Source organism: Streptomyces sp. NBC_01808 (genome assembly GCF_035917395.1).
In the GTDB taxonomy this organism is placed as follows: Bacteria; Actinomycetota; Actinomycetes; order Streptomycetales; family Streptomycetaceae; genus Streptomyces.
Genome location: NZ_CP109072.1, coordinates 4,840,242 through 4,864,370 on the forward strand (window position 1 = coordinate 4,840,242; position 24,129 = coordinate 4,864,370).

A 24,129-nucleotide genomic window follows, 5' to 3' on the forward strand; every position below is an offset into this window, starting at 1 on the left:
CACCCGGATCCCCGGGAGGGGCGTGCGCTCTGTACGGGGACGGGCGTGGGCGGCTCCTCCGTGGCCGGAGGAGCCGCCCCGGGAGGGACCGCCGCCGTCAGCGCCGCCGTGCGCGCAGCACCGCGTCGTGGTGTTCGGCCGGCTGGCCGGGGCCGTGGGGTTCGTGGCCTTCCGGGGCCCGGCGGGTGCGGACTTCCGCCACGGCGATGTCCCACGATTCCGTGGCAAGGTCTGCCGCCACGTCCTCCGCGGTGAAGTGCACGCCCGGGTGGGCCTCGGCGATGTCCGCGGCGCGGGGGTCCGACTCGTGGTGGCCGACGACCAGCAGGGTGCCGCCCGGGGCCACCATCGCCGCGAGGCGGCCGAAGAGCGCCTGGCGGGAGGCGGTGGTGTGGACGTAGTGGGTGGTGACCAGGTCGAAGGGGGCGCCGTCCGGGGCGGAGCCGGTCAGGTCGGCCCGTACCCACGTGATGCGTCCCGCGACCTCCGCGCCGCGCGCCTCGGCGTGGGCGCGGGCGCGGTCCAGCGCGGTGGCGGAGATGTCCACCGCCGTCACCCGCCAGCCGCGCTCGGCGAGCCAGATGGCGTCGGCGCCCTCGCCGCAGCCGGCCTCCAGGGCGGTGCCGGGCGGCAGGTCGGCGAGTTCGGTCATGAGCTGGGTGTTGGGGCGGCCGCTCCAGATCGCGTCGCGGGCGCGGTACTTCTCTTCCCAGTACGCCTCGCCGAACTCTTCCGTCGCGTTCGTCATCCTGGTGTCCCTCTCTGTCGTCGTCTCGGTCGGTACGTGCGTCACACGCCGACCCGGCGGGCGGCGACCGCCCGGCGGGCGTCCTCGGCGGCGAGGTCCGCGTTGATCTGCGCGCCGGCCATGGCGCCTGCCGACGAGGCGGCGTGGACCTGGGCGGTCATGTCGGTGACGTTGCCCGCTACCCACACCCCCGGTACGTCGGTGCGGCCGGTGGCGTCGGCGGGGATGTGCTCGCCCATGCCGGACGGGTGGGCGACGGGCGTGAGGCCGAGGGCGGTGAGGAGCCCGCTGCGGGCCACCATGCGCGGGGCCACCGCGAGCGCCTGGCGGGGGACGACGGTGCCGTCCGCGAGGCGTACGCCGGTGAGCCGGTCGGCGGCGACCTCCAGGCCGGCGACCTCGCCGGTGACGACGCGCACGCCGAGGGCATCCAACTGCTCGGCGTCCTCGCCCGCCGGAGGCTCCGTGGTGTGGGCGAAGTACGTGACGTCGGCGCTCAACTGCCGGAACAGCAGCGCCTGGTGCAGCGCCATGGGCCCGGTGGCCAGCACGCCGATGGCCTGGTCACGGACCTCCCAGCCGTGGCAGTACGGGCAGTGCAGTACGTCCCGGCCCCAGCGCTCGCGCACGCCGGGGACGGCGGGCAGTTCGTCGACGAGGCCGGTGGTGACGAGGAGGCGCCGGGCCCGTACGGTCCGGCCGTCGGCGAGGGTGAGGACGAACCCGTCCTCCCCCTCCCCGGCCCCGTCGTCGCGGGCGCCGTCCGCCGGCTCCCGGGCCACCCCGGTGACCTCGCCGGGCACCACGTGGCCCCCGTACCCGCGCACCTCCGCCCGGCCGCGCGCCAGCAGCTCGCCCGGGGGCATGCCCTCGCGGCCCAGCAGCCCGTGCACGCCGTCCGCCGGCGCGTTGCGCGGGGCACCCGCGTCGATCACCGCCACGGAGCGGCGGGAGCGCGCCAGCATCAGCGCGCCGGTCAGCCCGGCGGCGCCGCCGCCGACCACCACGGCCTCGTAGCTCTCCGCCGGCTCGTCGGCCGCCTCGGGGCCCTCCACCCACGCGGCGGTCCCGGTCCACTCGGCGATCCCGGCCCTCTCGGCCCTCTCGGTCACGTCGACCACCTCCATGCCGACGACCATGCGGCCGGCGCCATCGGATGCGCAAACTCTGTTGCCGATATGGCAAACTCTTCGTATGGCTGACACCGACAGCACCCCCGACCCCGACGGCGAGCTGGACACCGCCCTCACCGCCGTCGGCCCCCGCCTGCGCGAGCTGCGCCGCCAGCGCGAGCAGACGCTCGCCGAGCTGTCCGCGGCCACCGCGATCTCGGTGAGCACCCTGTCCCGGCTGGAGTCCGGCAGCCGCCGCCCCACGCTGGAGCTGCTGCTGCCGCTGGCCCGCGCCCACGGCGTCACGCTCGACGAACTCGTCGGCGCCCCGCCCACCGGCGACCCCCGCATCAACCTGCGCCCGGTCACCCGCAACGGCATGACGATGCTGCCGCTGTCCCGCCGGGCCGGCGGCATCCAGGCGTTCAAGCTGATCCTGCCCGCGGGCAGCGGGCGCCGGGAGCCTGACCTGCGTACCCACGAGGGCTACGAGTGGATGTACGTGATGAACGGCCGGCTGCGCGTCGTGCTCGGCGAGCACGACCTGATCCTCGAACCCGGCGAGGCGGCCGAGTTCGACACCCGCGTACCGCACTGGTTCGGCGCGGCGGACGACGAACCCGTGGAGTTCCTCAGCCTCTTCGGCGGCCAGGGCGAACGCGCCCACCTGCGCGCCCGCCCGAAGTCGGCCTCGTAGGGGAGGAGCCGCCGGACGGCCGCTGTCAGTGCGGCGCGATAGCTTCCCGGGCATCTTGCGGCGAACCGTCGAAAGGGAAGTCATGTCCTGCCCGGAGCTGCCCCGGACCGCGTCCGGCGAGGTGCTGGTGATCTGCACGTACTACGACAAGGGCGAGCCCTGCTGGGGCGAGCTGCGCGACCGGACCGGGGACGGCGCCGCGCCCGTCCCGGGCGGCGGCGGCCCGGTGCGGCTGCGCCGCGTCGCCGACGCCGGCTGGGACGGCCTGCGCGGCGGGAACGTGCCCGCCCTCCTCCCGCACGGCGGATCCGCCGCGCCCGTCGCCGTCCTGGTGGACAGCGCCACGGTGTACGGCGGCGAGCCGCTGCTGGTGGACCTGGCGGCGATACCGGGGCGCGGGGCCCGGATAGCGGCGGACCGGCTCGGCGAGATCCTGGACGCCCTGCTCGGCGGGACGCTCGTGTTCGACGATCTCGTCCGCGCGATGGACGGTCAGGGCACCTACCAGGGCGACGCCGGGCGTCCGGCCTTCCCCGCGCCGACGACACCGCCGCCCCATGCCTTCCCGGCCCTGCCCGCCACCGACGGCGCCCTGCTGGTCCGCACCTGCTTCGAGGACGACGACGGCTGGCGCGCCATGCTGGCCGAGCTGGGCGGGACCGACGCGGAGGGCTGGGTCGGTGCGGATGCCGACTCGGACGACATCGACGTGGACAACTACCCGCTGACGGCGCTGGTCGTGGACGACCCCGCCTACGCGGGCCTGCCGCCCGGCGCGGTCCCGGCGCTGGTCCCGCCCGGGGAGCACACCGTGCTGGTCGCGCTCGCCGACGCCGGCACCTTCGCCGGGGCGGGCCGGCCGCTGGTCGCCGTCGACCTCGACGACGTCCCGGGCCACATCGCGGTCCTGCCGTGGCGCGAGGCGGGCTCCATGGTCTGCAACCTGGAGATCGCCAACATGGACTTCCACGACTACGTCGCCGTGGAGGGCGTGAAGCCGTGGTGGGAGGACGCGTAGGCGCGGACCGGCGGCGCGGGCGCTAGGACTGCTCGGTGAGGAACGTCTGCAGGGCGGCGGTCAGTTCGGCCGGGGCGTCTTCCTGGACCAGGTGGCCCGCGCCCTCGAACAGCTCAAGACCGGCGTGCGGCACGAGGGCGTGCAGTTCGTGGGCCTTGGCGACCGGGATCCAGGTGTCGTCCGTGCCCCAGCAGATGAGCGTGGGCAGGTCGATCCCGCCGTAGCGGGGCTGGATCTCGTCCGTGTAGCGCTGGTCGGCCTGGGCGATCTGGCGGTAGAAGGCCGGGCGGCCGTCGTCGTCCGTCCAGGGCGCGACGAGGGCGTCGAGGACCGCCGGGTGGAGTCCTGGACCGCCGGTGGTGGTGATGTACTCGCGGACCAGCGCCGTGTGCAGGGCCGCCGGGAGCTGCTCGAAGACGGGCGCGTTGTCCCGTACGAGACGGAAGAACGGCGAGCCCCAGGGGGCGAGCGCGACGGGGTCGACGAGGGCCAGCGCGCGGTACGCGGCGCCGTGCAGCAGGTGCGCGCGCAGCGCGACGGCGCCGCCGAAGTCGTGCGCGACGACCAGCGGCTCGTCCAACCGCCAAAGATCCAGCAGTTGGACGAAGATCCGCCCCTGCGCGTCGAGCGAGACGTCCTGCCCCGCGTGCTTCTCCGACTGCCCGTACCCGGGCATGTCCCAGACGTACACCTCGCGCCCCCGCGCCAGCGCCCGCGCGACGGCCCGCCAGGTGTACGACGACCACGGCGTCCCGTGCAGCAGCACCACCGGCCGCCCTCCGGGAGCGCCGAGCCGGTCCCAGCGGACCTCCCCGGCGGCGCTGGGGAAGACCTGGGCCAACTGCCAGTCGTTCATGACGATCAGCGTACGGGAGCGGTTCCGCGGCCATCGCGCGGTGGTTTCGCCATGTGCGGAGGTCGTGCTCCCTCAGGCACCGGTGCGGCCGAGGTGGAAGACGGCGATCTCCACGATCTCGTCCTTGATCTCATACCAGACGCGGTAACGGCCCACGTGGAGCCGGTGCAGGTTCTCGCCGTACGAGAGCGACCCCGGCGGCCGGGGATCCGAGGCGAGGGCGTCGGTGGCGTCGAAGACGGTCAGTACGCCCTCCCGGTCTTCCTTTGCGTAGAGCTGGGCGGCGGCCAGGGCCTTGGGGTCCCAGGCGACGTTCACTCGTCGGAGTCAAAGACTCGGCGGCGGGCTTCAGCAGCAGGTACCGTGCCGCCGGTCTGCCCCAGCGCCCGGCGCAGCTTGTACTCCAGGACCGCGTTGGCCTCCTCCAGATCCGCCAGCTCATCGGCGTTGATCAGCACGGCCGCGGGCTGTCCATGGTCGGTGATGGTGATGCGCTCCCGGCTGTGGGAGGCCCGGCGTACGAGCTGCCCGAAGCGGTTGCGCCCCTCCGTTACCGTATGCGTCAGTGACATGCGAAAAATGTACAGTGACCTGCTGCTTTCGGCAAGTTCTCAGAGGCGCTCCGGGGTGCGGATGCCCAGGAGGGACATGCCGGTGTGCAGGGTCTGGGCCGTCAGGTCGCTGAGGAACAGGCGGTTCTCCACCTGCGCGGGGGTGTCCGCCTTCAGGACCGGGCAGTGCTCGTAGAACGTCGTGAAGAGCGACGCGAGTTGGTAGAGGTACGCCGCGATCTTGTGCGGCGCGTACTCCTCCGCCGCCTCCGCGACCACCGCGGCGAAGCCGTCCACGTGCAGGCCCAGCGCCCGCTCCGCCGGTTCGAGCGCCAGCTCCGGGTGGGCCGCCGGGTGCGCGGTGTCGCCGGCACGCCGGAGGATGGAGCGGATCCGCGCGTACGCGTACTGGAGGTAGACCGAGGTGTCGCCGTGCAGGGACACCATCTGGTCCAGGTCGAACTTGTAGTCCCGGGCCGCGGACGTGGACAGGTCGGCGTACTTGACCGCGCCGATGCCCACCTGCGCGCCGCGCTCCGCGATCTCCGCCTCCGTCAGCGGCGGCACCGCCTTGTCGGCCTTCTCCCGGACCACCGACGACGCCCGGTCGATCGCCTCGTCGAGCAGGTCCTCCAGCCGTACGGTCGTGCCCGCCCGGGTCTTGAACGGCTTGCCGTCCTTGCCCAGGACCGTGCCGAACGCGAGCTGCGTCGCCGTCACGTCGCCGTCGAGCCAGCCCATCCGGCGGGCCGTCTCGAAGACCATCCGGAAGTGCAGCGACTGCCGGTGGTCCACGACGTAGAGCAGCGTCCGCGCCTTGATGTTGAACACCCGGTCGCGGATGGCGGACAGGTCGGTGGCCGCGTACCCGTAGCCCCCGTCGGACTTGCGGACGATCAGCGGGACCGGCTGGCCGTCCTGGCCCTTGATGTCGTCGAAGAAGACGCACAGCGCGCCCTCGGAGTCGACCGCGACGCCCGCGTCGGCGAGCAGCTCGCAGGTCTCGTCCAGCATGTCGTTGTAGCCGGACTCGCCGACGATGTCGGCGTCCCTGACCTCCATGTCGAGCTTGTCGAAGACGGAGAAGAAGTACAGCTTCGACTCGTCCACGAACCGCTGCCACAGCGCCCGCGTCTCCGGGTCGCCCGACTGCAGCGCGACGACCCGGCGCCTGGCCCGCTCCTTGAAGGCGTCGTCGGCGTCGAAGACGGCGCGGGCGGCCTTGTAGAGCCTGTTGAGGTTCGAGGCGGCCTCTTCGCCGGAGACGGCGGCGCCGTCGGCACCGCCGTGGTCCAGCTCGTGCGGGTGCTCGTCCAGGTGCTGGATGAGCATGCCGAACTGCGTGCCCCAGTCGCCGATGTGGTGCCGCCTGACCACCGTCTCGCCGGTGAACTCCAGCACCCGTACGAGCGAGTCGCCGATGACCGCCGAGCGCAGGTGCCCGACGTGCATCTCCTTCGCCACGTTCGGCTGGGCGTAGTCGATGACGGTCGTGCCGGGGGCGTCCGCGTACGGCACGCCGAGGCGGTCGTCCGCGGCGCGGGCGGCGAGGTTCGACGTGATCGCCGCGTCCGTCACCGCGATGTTGAGGAAGCCGGGCCCGGAGACCTCGACGTCCGCGAGCACGTCGCCCGCGTCGACCTGCGCGGCGACCTGCCCTGCCAGCTCGCGCGGGTTGGTCTTCAGCCGCTTGGCCAGCGCCAGCATCCCGTTGGCCTGGAAGTCCGCCCTGTCGCTGCGTCGCAGCAGGGGGTCGGCGGCCGCCTCCTGCGGCAGCGCTGCCGCAAGGGCGTCCGCGACGCGCTGCCGGACCTGGGTGGCGAGGGACGGGACTGAGGCCATGTTCGTGATCGCCGCTTCCTTCTGGAGGTGGGATGAGCCCTCAGTATCCCATGCAGGGCAAGACGATTTTGTTTGGGAGAATGGGTCCCGCAAGCGCTGCAGAGACGCGCGGAGAGAGGAAGTCAGGACTGTGGGTGCCACCGCCGAGGCCGCCGACTGGGTCTCCCGTTTCGCCGACGAGGTCATCGCCGAGGCGGAGCGCCGAGCCCCCGGCAAACCGGTGGTCTGCGCCTCCGGCCTGTCCCCTTCAGGACCGATTCACCTGGGCAACCTGCGCGAGGTGATGACGCCGCACCTGGTGGCCGACGAGATCCGCCGCCGCGGCGTCCACTGCGTGCACCTGATCTCCTGGGACGACTACGACCGCTTCCGCAAGGTGCCCGTCGGCGTCGAGGGCGTCGACGAGTCCTGGGCCGAGCACATCGGCAAGCCGCTGACCTCCGTGCCCGCGCCCGCGGGCAGCCCGCACGCGAGCTGGGCCGCGCACTTCAAGGCGGCCATGGAGGGCGCGCTCGCCGAGATGGGCGTGACGTACCGCGGCATCAGCCAGACGGAGATGTACACGGCGGGTGCGTACCGCGAGCAGATCCTCTTCGCGATGCGGCACCGCGCCGAGATCGACGCGGTCCTCGCCGAGTTCCGCACGAAGCCGAAGCAGCAGAAGAAGCAGCAGCAGAAGCCGGTGGACGAGGCGGAGCTGGCCGCGGCCGAGGGCTCCGGGGCCGCCGACGAGGACGACGGCCTGACGGCCGGCGGCGCGTACTACCCGTACAAGCCGTACTGCGGGGTCTGCGAGCGCGACCTGACGACGGTCACCGCGTACGACGACGAGACCACCGCGCTGACGTACACCTGCGCCTGCGGGCACGGCGAGACCGTGCGGCTCGCCGAGTACGACCGCGGCAAGCTCGTGTGGAAGGTCGACTGGCCGATGCGCTGGGCGTACGAGGGCGTGGTCTTCGAGCCCTCCGGCGTCGACCACCACTCGCCCGGCTCCTCGTGGAACGTCGGCGGCAAGCTCGTCGGGATCTTCGGCTGGGAGCGGCCGATCGGCCCGATGTACGCGTTCGTCGGCATCAGCGGCATGGCGAAGATGTCGTCGTCGAAGGGCGGCGTGCCGACGCCCGCCGAGGCGCTGGAGATCATGGAGCCGATGCTGCTGCGCTGGCTGTACGCGCGGCGCCGGCCGAACCAGTCGTTCAAGGTCGCCTTCGACCAGGAGATCCAGCGGACGTACGACGAGTGGGACGCCCTCGTCCGCAAGGTCGGCGCGGGCACGGCGCAGCCGGGCGACGTCGCGGCGTACGAGCGCGCCGCGGGCACCGTCGCCGGGCCGCTGCCGGCGACGCCGCGCCCGCTGCCGTACCGCATGCTCGCCTCCGTGACCGACGTGACCGCCGGCGACGACGAGCAGACGCTGCGGATCCTCGCCGAGGTCGACCCGGAGCACCCGCTGACGTCGCTGGCCGACGCCCGGCCGCGGCTGGACAAGGCGGAGCGCTGGATCACCACGCAGGTCCCGGCCGACCAGCGCACCCAGGTACGCAAGGACGCGGACGCGGAGCTGCTGGCGTCGCTCGGCGACGGCGAGCGCGAGCTGCTGCGGCTGCTGCTCGCCGGTCTTGACGAGCACTGGTCGCTGGACGGGCTGACGACGCTGCTGTACGGGGTGCCCAAGCTGCGCGCCAGGCTGCCCGCGGACGCGAAGCCGACGCCGGAGCTGAAGGCGGAGCAGCGGGCGTTCTTCGCGCTGCTGTACCGGCTGCTGGTGGGCCGCGACACCGGGCCGCGGCTGCCGACGCTGCTGCTGGCGGTCGGGCAGGAGCGGGTGCGGGAGCTGCTGGGCGGCTGACGCCGCGGGGCGGGGCGCCGCCGGCCGGTCAGGCGGTGCCCATGCCCTGGTTGTAGCGGGCCTTCAGTTCGTGGGTGTACGTGCGCAGGTAGCGCTCGTCGAGCGTGCGGCCGTCCGCGTACTGCACGCCGTGGACGTCGCGCAGGTAGCGGGCGAACACGCGCGCGGAAGGGAAGCGGCCCTCGTCCACCACGAACTGGCGGTAGTAGCCGAAGAGCGCGTCGTCGTACGGCACGCCGTCCGGCAGCCCGACGACCTCGGCGCGGTCGTCGGCGGGGGCGGGCGGCGCGACGGGCTCGGGGGCCGGCTCGGGTTCGGGCTCGGGCTCCCGGGGCGCCGGGACGGCGGCGGCCGGCCGCTGCGCCGCGGCCCGCTGGTGGCCGTTGAGGGCGGCGGGGGCGCGCAGATCGCGGCGCGGCGCGGGCCCCGGGATCGTCGCGACGGGCTCGGGCTCGGGCTCGGGCAGCGGCTCGGGCTCCGGTACGGGCGCGGGGGCGGTTGCGGTGGTGGGCGGCGCCGGCTCGGCCTGCGGGGCGGCGGCCGCGGGCTGGTAGGCGACCGGGGCGGGCGGTGCGGTCTGTACAGGCGGCACAGCTTGTGCGGTCTGTGTATTTTGTGCAATTTGGGTGGTTTGTACGTCCTGTGCGGGTTCCAGGGCGTGCGCCGTCCGCGCGACCGATCCGGCCGGCCGCAGCGGGGCGTCGATGCCCGCCGCCGCAAGACCCGCCTGCGCCGTCTCCGCCAGCGGCACCCCGTACCGCGCCAGCTTCAGCGGCATGACCGCCTCCACCGGCGCCTTCCGCCGCCACGCCCGGCCGTAGCGGGCGCGCAGCCGGGCGCGGTAGACCATGCGGTCCTGTTCGAGGCGGATGACCTCCTCGTACGAGCGCAGCTCCCACAGCTTCATCCGCCGCCAGAGCCGGAACGTGGAGGGGAAGGCCAGCAGCCAGCGCGAGACGCGCACGCCCTCCATGTACTTGTCGGCCGTGATGTCCGCGATCCGCCCGATCGCGTGCCGCGCGGCCTCCACCGCCACCACGAACAGCACCGGGATGATCGCGTGCATCCCGACGCCCAGCGGGTCGGGCCACGCCGCCGCGCCGTTGAACGCGATCGTCGCCGCCGTCAGCAGCCACGCCGCCTGCCGCAGCAGCGGATACGGAATGCGCATCCAGGTCAGCAACAGGTCGAGGGCCAGCAGCACCACGATGCCCGCGTCGATGCCGATGGGGAAGAAGACCGCGAAGTCGCCGAAGCCCTTCTTCTCGGCGAGGTCGCGCACGGCCGCGTAGGAGCCGGCGAAGCCGATCGCCGCGATCACCACCGCGCCGAGGACGACGACGGTGATGAGCATGCGGTGCGTCCGGTTCATGCGTATCGCAGGAGCCCTGTCCACGCGCCGTTCCCTCTCCGCTGGCGATCACCGGCCGCTCCGGGCCCGGCCCGGAGCCACGCTAGCCTCGCACGGCTGTACGGGCTTGCGTAGGCAGGTTCGCTCACTTGACCGCGGCCAGGGCTTCCTTGGTCGCCTTCTCGGCGTCCTTCAGCAGGTCGGCGGACTTGGGCTGATCCGTGCCCTGGAAACCGGCGCCGTGGTAGTTCACGGTGACGACGACGTTCTCCTGCAGGGAGACGACCGTCTGCTTGCGGTAGTCCTGCTTGTCCTCTGTCGTCTCGTACGTGAACGCCGCGGCCTTCTGGCCTACGCCCGACGGCGCGGAGGTCTTCATGCCCTTGGCGCCCCCGGCCGCCTCGGCGGCGTTGACCTGCTTGCCGTAGTACTCCGCGGCGCGGTCGGCGCCGCTGCCGACGGCCGGGTCGGAGTCGTAGCGCTGGTAGGAGACGTCGAGCCAGCGCCACTGGTAGCCGTCGAGGCCGTCCCAGGAGCAACTGCTGCGCTGGGAGGTGTCGGCGGACTTGCCCGCCTTGCCGGCGGTGCTCTTCGCCCCCGGCACCAGGTCCTTGATGCTGTCCTTCGCGAGCGCGGCGCAGGGGTCGGGCAGCTTGGCGAACTTCGCCGGCTCGACCTGCGGCTCGCTGCTCTCCGTGGACGGTGCGGCGCTGCCCGGCTTGCCGCTGTCGCCGCCGTCGTCGCCGGAGGAGCAGCCGGCGGTGACGAGTATCACGGGCACGGCCGCGGCGGCCAGGGCTCGGGGGATGCGGGTCGTAGAGCGGTGCATGGGTCCTTCATCACTCGGTCGTCGGGCGGCGCGTGGTGGGGGCACGACGCCCTGGGCCAGGCGCCTCGCGTGCGCCGGCTTGCGAGCGTACCCGCAGGCGCCGACGGCGTACGGGCGACCGGGGCGGCCGGGACGTCAGTCGGCGAGCTGGTCGGCGAGCCGGTCGGCCACCTGCTGGGCGCGCTGTTGCAGCTCAGCGCCGTCCGTCGGCTCGGCGCCCGCGGTGTGCCACTGGTCGTACGTGACGGTCACCACGACGTTCGACGTGCGGAACACCACTGTCACCTTGCGCTGCACCCCGGAGGAGGCGCCGGCGGTCTTGTCGTCGAGGAACGACTCGTCGCCGATGTCGTCGAGGAGGCGGGGGGCGATGGTCTCGGCGGGGCTGGAGTCGCCGTCGGGGGAGCCGGTGCCCGAGCCGGTGCTGTCGTCCGTGCTTCCGTCTGTGCTGGCGTCCGTGCTGCCGGGCGTGCTCTCGCCTGTGCCGCCCTCGGAGTCCTCGCCGCCCGCCTCGCCGCTGCTCCCGCCCGACCCGGGCTCGTCGCTCGCTCCGGCGTCCCCGTCCTTGCCGCCGCCCGGCGGGCCGCTCTCGCCCGTGGCCGGGACGCCGCCCGAGGCGTTGCCGGTCTCCGCCTTGTCGGGCAGGTCGGGCCGGCCGCTGCTCACGTCGACGTCGTGCTCCTCGGCCCGCTCGGCGTAGATCTGGGCGGCCTGCTGGTCGTCGCTGACCTCGTCGTCGTACGACACGATCCGCTCGAACTGCAACTCCAGCTTGTGCCCGCCCTCCGTGGTCTCCCGCTCCCAGCGGCAGCCCACCTGCCGGTCGGCGTCATACGTCAGGTCCGGCTCGCCGGCAAGGGCCTCCTCGGCGTCCTCGTCGCTCTCCTCGTCCGCCGTCCCCGGCAGCAGGTCCTCCAGCGTCCCGGCGCTCAGCGCCGTGCACGGCTCGGGCAGCGTGCTGTACTTCCCCGACGGCACCGGTACGGAGGCGGCGCCGGCCCCGCCGGTCTGGCTGTCGACCGCGCCGCTGCTCTGGTCGGAGCCGGTGCAGCCGGCCAGCGCGACCGCGAGCAGGGCGGCCGTCGCGGCGGCCTGCGCGAGTGCCCTTCGCTGCACGGGAGAAGGCTCCTTCCGACTCCAGGACATGGTGCCGTCCGCGGATGGCGGACGACCACAATGTTTATCGCACGTCCTGCCGGTTCGTCCGGTCGGGTGTCCGCAGTAAGGCGGTTGACCCGCTTATCTTGTCGCATGGGCGCGCGAGGCGGGCATGCCGCGCGTCATCGCGCGCTGCCCGCCGGGATGTTCCAGCCGAGAAGTACGGGTCTGTCATGTTCCGTACCGAGGACCGACAGCGTGGCGGTCTCCAGCCGGTACAGCGCGCCCGCGGCCGGGTGCTGGCCCAGCCTGCGGGCGGTGAGGACGCGCAGAACGTGCCCGTGGGCGACGAGCAGCACGTCGCCGTCCGTCTCCTGCCGCGCCGCGTCGGCGACGGCCAGCACCTCGTCGCAGCGGCGCCCGACGGACGCCAGCGTCTCCCCGGGGTGGCCGGGGCCGCCCGCGGGCACCCCGTCGTGCCACAGGTCCCAGCCCGGCCGCTCCGCCTGGATCTCCGGGGTGGTCAGGCCCTCGTAGCCGCCGTAGTCCCACTCCTGCAGCCGCGGCTCCAGCACCGCGCCGCGGCGGCCGGGCAGCGCCAGCTCCGCCGTGCGGACCGCACGCTGCAGCGGGCTGCACAGCACCGTGGCGATGCGCCGCCCGGCGAGCAGCGGGGCCAGCGCGCCGGCCTGGTCCTCGCCCACGTCGGTCAGCGGCAGATCCGTACGGCCCGTGTGGCGGCCGTCGCGGCTCCACTCGGTCTGGCCGTGCCGTACGAGCAGCAGGTCACCCATGGGCGGCCGTGCCTCCTTCTTTCTCCGCGGCGTCCAGCGCCTCGTCCAGGGTCAGTGCGGCCAAGATGAGCGCGAGGTGGGTGAACGCCTGCGGGAAGTTGCCGAGTTGTTCACCGGTGGGGCCGATCTCCTCGGCGAACAGGCCCACGTGGTTGGCGTACGTGAGCATTTTGTCGAACGCGTAGCGCGCCCGGTCCACGTGCCCCGCGCCGGCGAGGGCCGACACGTACAGGAAGCTGCACAGCGAGAACGTGCCCTCGCTGCCCCGCAGCCCGTCGGGGGCGGCGGACGGGTCGTACCGGTGCACCAGGCTGTCGGTGACCAGCTCCGCCTCCATCGCCCGCAGCGTCGACAGCCAGCGCGGCTCGGCCGGCGTGACGAAGCCGACGAGCGGCATCAGCAGCAGCGAGGCGTCGAGCACGTCGGCGCCGTAGTGCTGGACGAACGCCTGCCGCCGCGGGCTGTAGCCGCGCTCCATCACCTGCTCGAAGACGGCGTCGCGCGCGGCGGTCCAGCGGGCGACGTCGGCGGGGCGGGAGAGGTCCGTGGCCATGCGGATGCCGCGCTCGAAGGCGACCCAGCACATCAGCCGGCTGTAGGTGAAGTCCTGGGGCCCGCCGCGGGTCTCCCAGATGCCCTCGTCGGGGCGGTCCCAGTGGTCGGCGAGCCAGTCGAGGAGGGCGGCGAGGTAGCGCCAGGCGTCGTACCCGGCGGGTCCTGCGGTGCGGCTGGCCTGGGCGAGGGCGTAGACGGCCTCGCCGTAGATGTCGAGCTGGAGCTGGTCGGCGGCGGCGTTGCCGGCGCGCACGGGGGCGGAGCGGCGGTAGCCCTCCCAGTGCGGCAGGATCTCCTCCGGCAGGTGGGGGTCGCCGTCGACGCGGTACATGACCTGGAGCGGCTCGCCGGTGACGGTGCCGCAGGAGCAGGGGGTGTCGCCGGCGCCGTCCGCGGCCGCCGCGGTGCCGGTGGCGAAGCGGGCGGCGTGGGCGGCGCCGAGGAGTTCGCCGAGCCAGCGCCGGTAGGCGTCCGCTTCTGCGGCGTAGCCGAGGTCGAGGAGGGCGCGTACGGACAGGGAGGCGTCGCGGATCCAGGTGTAGCGGTAGTCCCAGTTCCGCTCGCCGCCGATTTGCTCCGGCAGCCCCATGGTGGCGGCGGCCACGGGGGCGCCGGTCGGGGCGTACGTCAGCAGCTTCAGCGTGATCGCGGAGCGGGTGACCACCTCGCGCCAGCGGCCCCGGTAGGTGCAGCGGGCGGCCCAGCGGTGCCAGTAGGCCCGTACCTTGTTCAGCTCCCGGTGCACGTCCCGCTCGTACGCGGGCGGGGGCGGGTCCGCGCCGGGGGCGCACACGGTGAACACCGCCGCCGCGGTGCGGCCCTGCGCCAGCTCCAGCACGGCCCGCACGTCGTCGCCCTCGCGGGTCAGGTCGCCGACCGGGCCGAGGAGCTGGAGGTGTCCGTCCGCGGTGGCGGAGCGGAACCGGGCGGTGCTTCCTTCGAGTTCGAGCTGATGCGGGTCACGGCCGTAGTCGAAGCGGGGGCTGCAGTCGAGCGTGAAGCGCATCGGGCCGCGCAGGGCCCGTACGAGCCGGATCACCTGGTGGGTGTCCGTGGGCTGCTCCGGATGGTCCACCGGCATGAAGTCCAGCACCTCGCCGATGCCCCCGGTGGACAGGAAGCGGGTGACGAGGACGGCGGTGCCGGGCAGGTAGATCTGCCGGGGGACGGCGTCGGGGGCGTCGGCGGTGAGCGCGAAGCGCCCGCCGCGCTCGGCGTCGAGGAGCGCGCCGAAGACGCTGGGGGAGTCGAAGCGCGGCGCGCACAGCCAGTCGACCACGCCCTCGGCGGAGACCAGCGCGACGGTCTGCAGGTCTCCGATGATGCCGTGGTCCGCGATCGGGGGGTACGGGCCCGGGGTCACGACGGCACTTCCTTCCCCTGGCGGCGGCGATACGTCGACTCTCCCGCCCCGCGCGCGCGACGGCTGCCGCGGCGCGGCCATTCGGGTGCGGGGGGTTCTTCGCCGGGTTTACGGCTCGCGGTGGACCTTGTAGTTCGCGGCCTGCGCCCGGGGGCGTACGACGAGGAGGTCGACGTTCACGTGCGCCGGGCGGGTCACGGCCCAGGCGATGGTGTCCGCGACGTCCTCCGACGTCAGCGGCTCCTTCACGCCCGCGTAGACGGCGGCGGCCTTCTCCGCGTCGCCGCGCATGCGCGTCACCGCGAAGCCCTCGGTGCGGGTCATGCCGGGGGCGATCTCGATGACCCGGACGGGGCGGCCGTTCAGCTCCAGCCTGAGGGTGGCGGCGATGCTGTGCTCGGCGAACTTCGCGGCGACGTAGCCGCCGCCGCCCTCGTACACGGCGTGGCCCGCGGTGGAGGTGACGATGACCACCGTGCCGTCGCCGGAGGCGACGAGGGCGGGCAGCAGCGCCTGGGTGAGGTTGAGCGTGCCGATGACGTTCACCTCGTACATCGCCCGCCAGTCGGCCGGGTCGCCGGCCTCGACCTGCTCGGTGCCCAGCGCACCGCCGGCGTTGTTGACGAGCACGTCGCAGCTTTCGAGGGAGGCGGCGAAGGCGTCTACGGCGGCGCGGTCGGTGACGTCCAGCGCGTACGGAGTGGCCGCGTACCCGGCGGCGGTCAGCTCTTCGGCGAGCGCGTCGATACGGTCCTTGCGGCGGGCGGTCAGGACGACATGGTGACCGGCGGCGGCGAGCTGGCGGGCCGTGGCCGCGCCGATGCCGCTGCTCGCGCCGGTGACGACTGCGGTAGGCATGGGGCCCAGGATAAGCAGGTGGGCGGGGGTGCCGGCAGGGCAGGGTGCGGGCGGTGCGAGCCGCGGATTCCGGGTGGCTGCGGCGCCGGCCGTCGTCGTCGCAGGGCCAACGACGCTTTCAGAGGGTATGCCGCCCCTCCGACAATTCGGTCCGCGGGCGCAGCCGGACACCTCGCCCCGCGCCCGCGGCCGAACTGGCTGCGTACCAGCGCGCAGAAGAGCCGGTTGGAGATGTCCATCAGCCCGGTCACCATCGACGGCACCAGCGCCGACAGGCTCGGGCCGGTCAGCGCGTCGCAGGTCCCGATCAGCACGATGACGACCAGGACACCCGTCAGCCCGACCGACTGCCACAGCCACGGCATCGTCCATGGCCGTCGCGACCGCGATGCAGCGGCGGATGAACGGCCTGGTTCCCGTGACGGTGGAACACCTCGCTCCCGCGCCCGGACCTCACCGTCCGTTGACTCCGCCCCGCTGAGCAGAGAGGGCGGACCGGGCCGCGGGCCCGATGGTGATCGCGGTGCCGGCGGGGCGGTGGGGGCGGGGTGAGCTGGGGATTCCAGGTGAGCACAAGGTTCCTGCCAGGTGGGAGGGGGAGGGTGTGGCGTCTGATGTCCGATGTCGAAAGGACCGCACAGATGATCACGCTCCTTGAGCCCGAGGTGAGCACTGCCCCCGCGACAATGAAGGGCGGCCCGACTACCGGCACGCGGCGCCGGGCGACGGCGAAGGGCGGCGGGCCCACCGCCGGCACCCGCCGGCCCGTCCGCGTTCCGGCCACGGCGAAGAACGGCGGTGGCATCGGCACCCGCCGACCGGTGCGCGCTCCGGTCACAGCGAAGGGCCACCCCGGTGTCGGCACCCGCCGCCCCGTCCGGGTCCCGGCTTCCGCCAAGGGCGGCGCCCCGGGTACCGCTGAGCGCCGCCTGGTGCGGCCGGCGGTCACCGCGAAGGGCGGCTCCGGCGTCGGTGGCCGCCGCCCCGTCCGGGTCCCCGCCACCGCGAAGGGCAGCGGGGGTACCGCTGAGCGCCGCCCGGTGCGGCCGGCGGTCACCGCGAAGGGCGGCCCGGGTAGCGCTGAGCGCCGCCCGGTGCGGCCGGCGGTCACCGCGAAGGGCGGGCCTTCCGCCGGCAACCGCCGGTCCGTTCCCGCCGTTCCGGTCCGGCCCTAGCCGGCGCCGGTCCGGCCGGTCGCGGGGGACGGGAGGGAACGTATGGGACAGCCGTCGATCACGGTGGAGCGGTGGGAAGGGCTGGAGTGCGCCGCGCAGCTCGACATCGTGCTGCCGATGTACAAGGAGATCTGGGTCGAACCGCCCTACCGCGAAGGCCCCAGGGAGATCGCCGAGTTCGTCGACCGCTTCGCGCAGGAGGTCTTCCTCCCCCGCGCCCGCCTCGTCGTCGCCCGGGCCGACGGCCTGCCCGTCGGCTACGCCTTCGGCTACCCGCTCCCGCCCGACACCGGCTGGTGGAAGGCCATGGAGGAGGAGACGACCCCGGAGTTCGCGGCCGAGACCGGCCACCGCACCCTGGGCATCGTCGAACTCGCCGTACGCGCCGACCGCCGGCGCCGGGGCATAGCCGCCCGGATACACCACCACCTCCACGACGGCCTCGGCGTCGAGCGCGTCACGCTCGCGGTGCGTACCGAAGCCGAGGCCGCACCGGCCCATGCCGCCTACGCCGCGTGGGGCTACCGCCGGATCGGCAGTTGGCGGCCCGGGGACGGCAAGCCCGTCTCCGACATCATGCTGCTGACCCTGTGAACGCCGTGGACCCCCGCGACCCACCGAACCGGAGCGGGCCGCTGCGGGAGCGGGGGTTCCGCCTCTACTGGTCCGCGCTCAGCATCTCCCTCGTCGGCGACGAGATCACCTTCCTGGCGATCCCGCTCGCCGCCGTGCTGCTGCTCGACGCCGGCCCCACCGAAATGGGCTGGCTCACCGCCGTCGCCCTGCTGCCCTCGCTCCTGCTGTCGATCCCCGGCGGCGCCTGGGCGGACCGGCAGGCGAACCGCCGCCGGGCGATGATCGTCGCGGACCTCGGCCGGTTCGCCGCGGTCGTCTCCGTGCCGCTGGCGTACGCCTTCGACGCGCTGACGATGACGCACCTGTACGTGACCGTGTTCACCGTCGGCGCCTTCACCGTGCTGTTCCGCGTCTGCAAACACCACGTCTACGTCGCCGTTCTCGCCGAGGACCGATACGTGGAAGGCAACGCGCTGCTCACCGGCAGCAGATCGGCAGCCGAGGTCGCCGGCCCCGGCGCGGGCGGCGCGCTGGTCCAGGCGCTGACGGCACCGGTCGCGCTGCTCCTCGACGCCGTGACGTACCTGGCGTCGGCCGTGTGCCTGCGACGTATCAAGGCGACGGAGGCGCCGCCCGCGCGCCACGAGGGCGGCGGGCTCACGGCCGGACTGCACTGGGTGACGGCCAACCGCACCCCGGGCCTGCTGATCGCCGGCGTCGCGATGCTGAGTCTGTTCAGCACGCTCCTGGTGACGCTCTTCGTCCTGTACGCGACCGACGAGCTGGGCCTGGCTCCCGCACTGCTGGGGCTGGTGTTCGCCATGTTCGGGCTCGGCGGGCTGACCGGGGCGTACCTCGCACCGCGCGTGGTGCGGCGGATCGGGATCGGCCCGGCCGTCATCATCGGGTTCGCCGGCTTCAGCCTGCCCATGCCGCTGCTCCCGCTTGCCGACGGACCCACCCTGCTGGTGGTCACGTTGCTGGCCGTCTCGCAGTTCGGCTCCGGCTGCGGGGTCGCCGTGCAGGACATCGCGGCCAACAGCTACCTGATCGCCGTCATCCCGCCGACGCTGCGCTCGCGGGTGATGGGCGTGATCCAGACGTCCAACTTCGGCGTACGCCCCGTCGGCGCGGTGCTCGCCGGCACCCTGGGCGCGGCGATCGGCCTGCGGCCGACCATGTGGATCGGTGCCGCGGGCGCCGTGCTGAGCGTCCTGTGGGTCCTGGCCTCCGGGCTGCGTGACGTCAAGGACCTGCCGACGCACGGCACCGCGGACACCGCCGGTACCCCGGACGCCCCGGAGAAGGTTCCCGCGGAGTGAGTCCGGTGCGCCCGTCCGCTGCGTTCGCGCGCCCGCCGGTGCGCGGCGCGAGCCCGTCCGTGCATCCGGCCATGGCGCAAGACGGGCTGCACAGCGGCGGTCCCGGCGTGCGACCCTGTGGGCTTGCGTAGCTTGCGGACAGCGTCGGGCCGGGAGGAGTGCCGGATGTATCTCGTGGCGGGAGCCGGCGGCAATGTCGGGTCCGAGGTGGTCAGGGCGCTGGCCGAGCAGGGCGCCGAGGTCCGCGCGCTCACCCGCGGCGGCGAGCTGCCCGGGCTGCCCCCGCGCGCCACCGCCGTGGCCGGCGACCTCGACGACCCCGAGTCGCTCGCCGGCCCCCTCACCGACGTCGACGGTGTCTTCCTGCTCCCCGGCTACCGCGACATGCCCGGCCTCCTCGCCCAGACCGTACGCGCCGGGGTGGCCCGCGTGGCGCTGCTCTCCGGCCGCTCCGCGGCGAGCGGCGACAGGGGCAACGCCGTCACCGCGTACATGCTCCGCTCCGAGGAGGCCGTCCACGCGGCCGGCATCCCCTGGACGGTGATCCGCCCCAGCGCCTTCGCCGCCAACGCCCTGCGCTGGCGGCCCCAGCTGCGCGCCGGCGACGTCGTCCGCGGGCCCTTCGCGGATGTGCCGGTCGCCTGTATCGACCCGTACGACGTGGGCGAGGTCGTCGCCGACACGCTCCTCGGCGACGGCCACGAGGGCAAGGTCTACGAGCTGTCCGGCCCCGAGCCGCTGCTGCCCGGGGAGCAGGTGACCGTCCTCGGCGACGTGCTGGACCGGCCGCTGCGCTTCGAGGGGCTGGACGACGAGACCGCCCGGGCGGAGATGACCGCGGCGATGCCGCGGGAGTACGTGGACGCCTTCTTCGACTTCTACCGGGGCGGCGCGCTGGACGAGTCGCCGGTGCTGCCGACGGTGTACGACATCACGGGGCGGGAGCCCCGGACGTTCGAGCAGTGGGCCCGGACCCACGCCGACGCCTTCGCCGCCTGACCGGCCACCGCCGCCTGTGACCGGCGGCTGCGCCTTCGTGTGACCCCTCGTGTGCGGACTGCGATGAGTTTTCGTGGATCACACAGTCAGTACTCGTAGCGGGGTGCGGCCAAGGCGACCAGAGAGGGCGGAGCGGCGATGGCTACGGTGAACACGGCGGCCGAGGAGGACTTCCTCCGGTTGTCCGACCCCTACCGGCGCGAGCTGCTTGCGCACTGTTACCGGATGCTCGGCTCCGTACACGACGCCGAGGACCTGGTGCAGGAGACGTACCTGCGGGCCTGGCGGGCGTACGGGAACTTCGAGGGCCGCTCCTCGCTGCGCACCTGGCTGCACACCATCGCCACCCGCGCCTGCCTCACCGCCCTGGAGGGCCGCCGGCGCCGCCCCCTGCCCACCGGCCTCGGCGGCCCCGGGGACGACCCGGCGGGAGAGCTGACCGAGCGGCCCGAGGTGCCGTGGCTGGAGCCGGTGCCGGACGTGCTGGTCGAGCCCTCGGCGGCGGACCCGGCGGCGGTCGTCGGGTCGCGGGAGTCCGTGCGGCTCGCGTTCGTCGCCGCCCTGCAGCACCTGCCGCCGCGGCAGCGGGCGGTGCTGCTGCTGCGCGACGTGCTGCGCTGGAAGGCCGCGGAGGTCGCCGAGCTGCTGGACACCTCCACCGTGTCCGTCAACAGCGCGCTGCAGCGCGCCCGCGCGCAGTTGGAGAAGGCCGCGCCCAGCGAGGAGTCGGTCGCCGAGCCGGCCGACGCGGCGCAGCGCGAGCTGCTGGACCGCTACGTCGAGGCGTTCGTGACCAAGGACGTACGGGAGATCGTGCGCCTCTTCACCGAGGACGTGGTCTGGGAGATGCCGCCGGTTCCCGAGTGGTTCCGCGGTCCTGACCAGGTGGCGACGCTTGTCTCCGTGCAGTGCCCGTACGCGCCGGGGGAGGCGCGGCTGCTGCCGGCGGGCTTCAACGGGCAGCCGGGGTATGCCATTTACACCCGCGGCCCGGACGGCGACCATCATCCGTTCGCGTTGCACGTGCTGACCGTCGCGCCGGGCGGGCGCGGCATCTCGCACGTCGGCTGCTTCTTCGACACGTCGCTGTTCGCCACCGCCGGCCTGCCGGAGGTCCTGACGGACGGGGACCTGACCGACGGGGGGAACCGATGAGGCCCGACGGGAGCGCGCCCCCGGCGCTGCTCGGCGGCGTGGCGCTGCTGGAGCGCTCGGTGACCTACGCCCTGGGGGTGCTGCACCGGATCGGCCCCGGCGATCTGCGGCGGCCCACGCCGTGCGCGCAGTGGGACCTCGGGCAGCTCCTCGCGCACGTCGGCGACTCCATGGCGGCACTCAACGAGGCCGCGGACACGGGCCACATCGCCCTCAAGCCGCAGGCCGCGTACAGCCTCGCCGACCCGGTCAGAGCGGTACGCGACCGGGCCCGGCGGCTGCTCGGCGCGTGGGCGGCGGTGCGGCGGCGGGAGCTGGTGACGGTCGGCCGGCTGCCGCTGGCGGCGGCGGTGGTGTCCTGCACGGGTGCGCTGGAGCTGGCGGCGCACGGCTGGGACCTGGCCCGCGCCACCGGGCAGCCGGAGCCGGTGCCGGCGGCGCTCGCGGCGGAACTGCTGGAGCTGGCCCCGCTGTTCGTGGCGGCGGAGGACCGGCCGGCGCGGTTCGCGGAGGTGCAGTGGGTGCGGGAGGGGGCGGGACCGGGGGAGCGGCTGGTCGCGTATCTGGGCAGGAGGCCGGACTGGGCGGGGTGAGCGGGCGTACGGGGCGCGGGGCCGGCCGGTGACGGTGCCGGCCCGCGCGCGGTCGTGCGGGGACGATACGGGCCCGGCGTCCCGAGGCGTGCCGGGCGCCGTCCGGCGCCGGGCTGGGCGCGTACCGGAGGGGCCCGCCGGGCCCGTCCCCGCACCGGAAAACGGGTCGGAACCCGCCCCCCGCCCCTGCTAGCCTCCCGGGCATGAAGCGCGCTGTGCAGACGACGACGCCGGACACCGTCCCGGCGCGCTGACCCACGACCCAGCCGAAGCCCCGGGGCGACCGCCCCGGGGCTTCGGCGTGCACCACCCCCGCGGGCGGCCACCGCCCCCACCGACCCGCGAGGAGCCCCACCGTGAAAGACCACCGCCGCCTCGGCCGCGAACTCGGCCTCTTCGGCACCGACCCCCTCATCGGCGCCGGACTCCCGTACTGGCTGCCCGCCGGCGCCGCCGTAAGGCAGGCGCTGGAGGAGTACGTCGCCGACGTCGAGCACCGCGCCGGCTACCAGCGCGTCTACTCACCCGTACTCGGCAAGCGCGAGCTGTACGAGCTGTCGGGGCACTGGGAGCACTATCGCGACGACATGTTCCCGCCCATGCGCCTCGGCGGCGGCCCCGACGGCGAGGAGGTCGTGCTCCGCCCCAGCCTCTGCCCCCACCACGCCCTCATCTACCGCTCCCGCGAGCGCAGCTACCGCGAACTCCCGCTGCGCATCGCGGAGCTGGGCGGCATGTACCGCGCCGAGCTGTCCGGCGTCCTCGGCGGCCTCACCCGCGTACGCGCCATCCAGCTCAACGACGCGCACGTCTTCTGCACCCTGGAGCAGGTCGCCGGCGAGGCGCTGGCCGCGCTGCGGCTGATCCGCGAGGCGTACGCCGCGATGGGCCTGGCCGCCGCCCGCTACCGGCTGTCGCTGCCGGGCCCCGGCGCGAAGTACGTGCGCGACCCCGGGCTGTGGCGGCGGGCGGGCGCGCTGCTGGAGCAGGCGCTGGCAGCGGCTGGGATTGACTACGAGGCCGAGGAGGGCGAGGCGGCGTTCTACGGGCCGAAGATCGACGTGCAGGTGCTGGACGCGGCCGGCCGCGAGGCGACCCTGTCCACCGTGCAGGTCGACTTCCACCAGCCGGCGCGCTTCGGCCTCGCGTACGTGGGCGCGGACGGCGGGCGGCACCGCCCGGTGATGGTGCACCGCTCCGTCGTCGGCAGCGCGGAGCGGGCGGTGGCGCAGCTCGTGGAGGTGCACCAGGGGGCGTTCCCGCCGTGGCTGGCGCCGGTGCAGGCGGTGGTGCTGCCGGTGGGCGAGGCGGAGATCGCCCCGGCGGAGGCGCTGCTGCGGCGGTGCGTGGCGGCCGGGCTGCGGGCGGAGCTGGCGGGGCCCGAGCGGGGCACCCTCGGTGCGCGGGTACGGGGTGCGCGGCTGGCCCCGTACCAGGTGGTGGTCGGGGCCCGGGAGGCGGCCGGCGGGGCGGCGGCGCTGCGGCTACGCGACGGGCGTCGCCCCGCGCCGCTGCCGGCGGCGGAGGCGGTGGCGCGGATCGCGGCGGCGGTGGCGGCGCGGCGCCCGGAGCTGTGGCCGGACGAGGGGGAAGCCGCTGCTTGATCAGAGCCCGTCGAGGTCGTGCCAGTGCTCCTGCCAGCGCCAGTCGAGGGGCTCGTCGGCGCGCTGGTAGCGGATGTCGGTCGACAGCCGGTACGTGGCCGCGGTGTTGTCCAGCGACGCGTGCACCATGTGCGCCGAGTGGACGACCATGTCACCGGCCGCGTAGTCGGCGAGGAGCCACCGCGCGTCGTACTCCTCCGCCAGCGCAGGCAGGTCGGCCGTGATCGAGGCGGCCGGGTGCTTCAGCGTGCCCGCCGCCTCGGCCGCGAGGACCCGTACGTGACTGCGCTCCAGATACACCAGCCCGCCCAGCTCCACGGGGCAGTCGCCGAGGGGGATCCACGAGCTGAGCACCCGGTCCGTACCCTCGCGGAGGTAGACGAGGTCGTAGTGCGCCTGCGTGGCGGTGCCGATCCCGGCCTCGCCGGGCCGGGTGTGGCGCAGGATCTTGCGCCGGTGCAGGAAGGTCTCGCCGCCGAGGAACCAGGCGTACCAGTTCCGCACCGCGGGCTGCGCGCAGAACTCCGCGTACTCGGGCCCCGGCACGACCCGCCCGAAGAGCGCCGCGCGCTGGTCGCTGCGGGGCAGCTCGGGGTCCACGTGCGCGAAGTAGAAGCGCCGGAACTCCCGTACGCCGCCTGGGTCGAGCACCCCACGCAGCCACAGATACCCCTCCCGCCGCAGCCGTGCCCACAGCGCCTCGCGGTCACCCCGCTCGGCGTCTGGCACGGGCCGCAACTCGCCGAGGCGGCGCGGGGACTCGTCTAGCACGTAACCGTTGGAGGTGACCATGGCCCCAGGATGACCGCGGGGGCCGTCCGAGACCACAGGGCGTTCCGACCGGCGCGCGCGCCGTCAGTCCATGTGCAGGCGTGTGCCCTTGTCAGGAACGGTCGTCCACGACGTCCAGGTCGACGAACCTGGGCTCGGAGGTGCACAGCTCGCGGAACCGCTCCGCGATGCGCTGTGTTTCCGGCAGGTCGTTGTTGACCATCGCCTGCTCATACGACGGGAATTCGACGATGTCCACGAAATGCCGGCTGCTTTCCCGGTCCCGTGCGTGGATTTCCCGCGACATCGTGCGCTTTCCCTCGGTGGCCGTCATCCATTCGTCCATGGCACGGCCCAGTTCCTCGGGGCGGTCCGATTCGTACTCGATGAGCTGCACGAACGTCATTGCC

23 protein-coding genes are annotated in these 24,129 nt (G+C 74.0%); 9 read left to right on the forward strand and 14 right to left on the reverse strand.

The genetic code is table 11. The features are described 5' to 3' along the window. Positions 1-97 precede the first annotated feature (97 nt). Entirely contained in the window at positions 98-748 is a 651-nt protein-coding gene (locus OG946_RS21385) for a class I SAM-dependent methyltransferase (protein WP_326797659.1), read from the reverse strand. Positions 749-789: 41 nt separating this feature from the next. Continuing rightward, on the reverse strand, positions 790-1,887 hold the full coding sequence (locus OG946_RS21390) for an NAD(P)/FAD-dependent oxidoreductase (RefSeq protein WP_326797660.1): 1,098 nt from the start codon (positions 1,885-1,887) through the stop codon (positions 790-792). Between the two features lie 55 nt (positions 1,888-1,942). Between OG946_RS21390 and OG946_RS21395 the strand changes: the two genes are divergently transcribed. Beyond that, positions 1,943-2,557, forward strand: a complete 615-nt coding sequence (locus OG946_RS21395) for a helix-turn-helix domain-containing protein (protein WP_326797661.1) — start codon at positions 1,943-1,945, stop codon at positions 2,555-2,557. A gap of 82 nt (positions 2,558-2,639) precedes the next feature. Further along, complete coding sequence (locus OG946_RS21400; protein ID WP_326797662.1) at positions 2,640-3,575, forward strand: DUF6924 domain-containing protein; 936 nt, start codon at positions 2,640-2,642, stop codon at positions 3,573-3,575. A gap of 22 nt (positions 3,576-3,597) precedes the next feature. Here the strand turns inward: OG946_RS21400 and OG946_RS21405 are convergent, their stop codons facing one another. The 4 genes from OG946_RS21405 to argS form a co-directional block, all read right to left on the reverse strand. After that, the gene (locus OG946_RS21405; protein ID WP_326797663.1) at positions 3,598-4,431 is read right to left on the reverse strand and encodes an alpha/beta fold hydrolase; all 834 of its coding nucleotides are present in this window, start codon (positions 4,429-4,431) and stop codon (positions 3,598-3,600) included. A 72-nt stretch (positions 4,432-4,503) separates the two neighbouring features. After that, positions 4,504-4,749 carry a type II toxin-antitoxin system RelE family toxin gene (locus OG946_RS21410; RefSeq protein WP_326797664.1) on the reverse strand — a complete coding sequence of 82 codons (246 nt, stop codon included), beginning with the start codon at positions 4,747-4,749 and terminating at the stop codon, positions 4,504-4,506. Beyond that, positions 4,746-5,003, reverse strand: coding sequence for a type II toxin-antitoxin system Phd/YefM family antitoxin (locus OG946_RS21415; RefSeq protein WP_326797665.1), 258 nt, complete (start codon positions 5,001-5,003; stop codon positions 4,746-4,748). Before OG946_RS21415 ends, OG946_RS21410 begins: the two co-directional genes overlap by 4 nt. Positions 5,004-5,042: 39 nt before the next feature. Beyond that, positions 5,043-6,824 carry an arginine--tRNA ligase gene (gene argS / locus OG946_RS21420; protein WP_326797666.1) on the reverse strand — a complete coding sequence of 594 codons (1,782 nt, stop codon included), beginning with the start codon at positions 6,822-6,824 and terminating at the stop codon, positions 5,043-5,045. A gap of 130 nt (positions 6,825-6,954) precedes the next feature. On the opposite strand from argS, the gene lysS reads away from it, so the two are divergent. Continuing rightward, a complete protein-coding gene (lysS, locus tag OG946_RS21425; protein WP_326797667.1) occupies positions 6,955-8,676 on the forward strand; it encodes a lysine--tRNA ligase in 1,722 nt (573 codons plus the stop codon). A gap of 28 nt (positions 8,677-8,704) precedes the next feature. On the opposite strand, the gene OG946_RS21430 is transcribed toward lysS, so the two are convergent. From OG946_RS21430 to OG946_RS21455, 6 genes are all read right to left on the reverse strand, one after another. Beyond that, positions 8,705-10,048 carry a DUF2637 domain-containing protein gene (locus OG946_RS21430; protein WP_326800327.1) on the reverse strand — a complete coding sequence of 448 codons (1,344 nt, stop codon included), beginning with the start codon at positions 10,046-10,048 and terminating at the stop codon, positions 8,705-8,707. 124 nt (positions 10,049-10,172) lie between these two features. Then, positions 10,173-10,856 carry a DUF3558 family protein gene (locus OG946_RS21435; protein WP_326797668.1) on the reverse strand — a complete coding sequence of 228 codons (684 nt, stop codon included), beginning with the start codon at positions 10,854-10,856 and terminating at the stop codon, positions 10,173-10,175. 135 nt (positions 10,857-10,991) lie between these two features. After that, the gene (locus OG946_RS21440; RefSeq protein ID WP_326797669.1) at positions 10,992-11,972 is read right to left on the reverse strand and encodes a hypothetical protein; all 981 of its coding nucleotides are present in this window, start codon (positions 11,970-11,972) and stop codon (positions 10,992-10,994) included. Positions 11,973-12,136: 164 nt separating this feature from the next. After that, complete coding sequence (locus OG946_RS21445; protein ID WP_326797670.1) at positions 12,137-12,748, reverse strand: histidine phosphatase family protein; 612 nt, start codon at positions 12,746-12,748, stop codon at positions 12,137-12,139. Next, on the reverse strand, positions 12,741-14,666 hold the full coding sequence (locus tag OG946_RS21450) for a glycoside hydrolase family 15 protein (RefSeq protein ID WP_326797671.1): 1,926 nt from the start codon (positions 14,664-14,666) through the stop codon (positions 12,741-12,743). Before OG946_RS21450 ends, OG946_RS21445 begins: the two co-directional genes overlap by 8 nt. 108 nt (positions 14,667-14,774) lie before the next feature. After that, the gene (locus tag OG946_RS21455; RefSeq protein WP_326797672.1) at positions 14,775-15,524 is read right to left on the reverse strand and encodes an SDR family NAD(P)-dependent oxidoreductase; all 750 of its coding nucleotides are present in this window, start codon (positions 15,522-15,524) and stop codon (positions 14,775-14,777) included. Between the two features lie 1,217 nt (positions 15,525-16,741). Here OG946_RS21455 and OG946_RS21460 point away from each other — a divergent pair. The 6 genes from OG946_RS21460 to thrS all read left to right on the forward strand — a co-directional run bounded on the left by OG946_RS21460 (position 16,742) and on the right by thrS (position 22,948). Beyond that, positions 16,742-17,293, forward strand: coding sequence for a GNAT family N-acetyltransferase (locus OG946_RS21460; protein ID WP_326797673.1), 552 nt, complete (start codon positions 16,742-16,744; stop codon positions 17,291-17,293). After that, positions 17,290-18,597 carry an MFS transporter gene (locus OG946_RS21465; protein ID WP_326797674.1) on the forward strand — a complete coding sequence of 436 codons (1,308 nt, stop codon included), beginning with the start codon at positions 17,290-17,292 and terminating at the stop codon, positions 18,595-18,597. The genes OG946_RS21460 and OG946_RS21465 overlap by 4 nt, the downstream gene beginning before the upstream one ends. 165 nt (positions 18,598-18,762) lie before the next feature. Next, complete coding sequence (locus OG946_RS21470; RefSeq protein ID WP_326797675.1) at positions 18,763-19,596, forward strand: NAD(P)H-binding protein; 834 nt, start codon at positions 18,763-18,765, stop codon at positions 19,594-19,596. A gap of 138 nt (positions 19,597-19,734) precedes the next feature. Beyond that, complete coding sequence (locus tag OG946_RS21475) at positions 19,735-20,751, forward strand: sigma-70 family RNA polymerase sigma factor (RefSeq protein WP_326797676.1); 1,017 nt, start codon at positions 19,735-19,737, stop codon at positions 20,749-20,751. Next, positions 20,748-21,344, forward strand: coding sequence for a TIGR03086 family metal-binding protein (locus tag OG946_RS21480; protein WP_326797677.1), 597 nt, complete (start codon positions 20,748-20,750; stop codon positions 21,342-21,344). The genes OG946_RS21475 and OG946_RS21480 overlap by 4 nt, the downstream gene beginning before the upstream one ends. Positions 21,345-21,700: 356 nt before the next feature. After that, a complete protein-coding gene (thrS, locus tag OG946_RS21485; RefSeq protein ID WP_326797678.1) occupies positions 21,701-22,948 on the forward strand; it encodes a threonine--tRNA ligase in 1,248 nt (415 codons plus the stop codon). Here thrS and OG946_RS21490 read toward each other — a convergent pair whose 3' ends face one another. Together OG946_RS21490 and OG946_RS21495 are read right to left on the reverse strand one after the other, a co-directional pair. Continuing rightward, positions 22,949-23,740 (reverse strand): phytanoyl-CoA dioxygenase family protein, encoded by a 792-nt coding sequence (locus OG946_RS21490; RefSeq protein WP_326797679.1) that lies wholly within the window; start codon positions 23,738-23,740, stop codon positions 22,949-22,951. 91 nt (positions 23,741-23,831) lie between these two features. Beyond that, on the reverse strand, positions 23,832-24,125 hold the full coding sequence (locus OG946_RS21495) for a hypothetical protein (RefSeq protein ID WP_326797680.1): 294 nt from the start codon (positions 24,123-24,125) through the stop codon (positions 23,832-23,834). Positions 24,126-24,129: the final 4 nt, after the last annotated feature.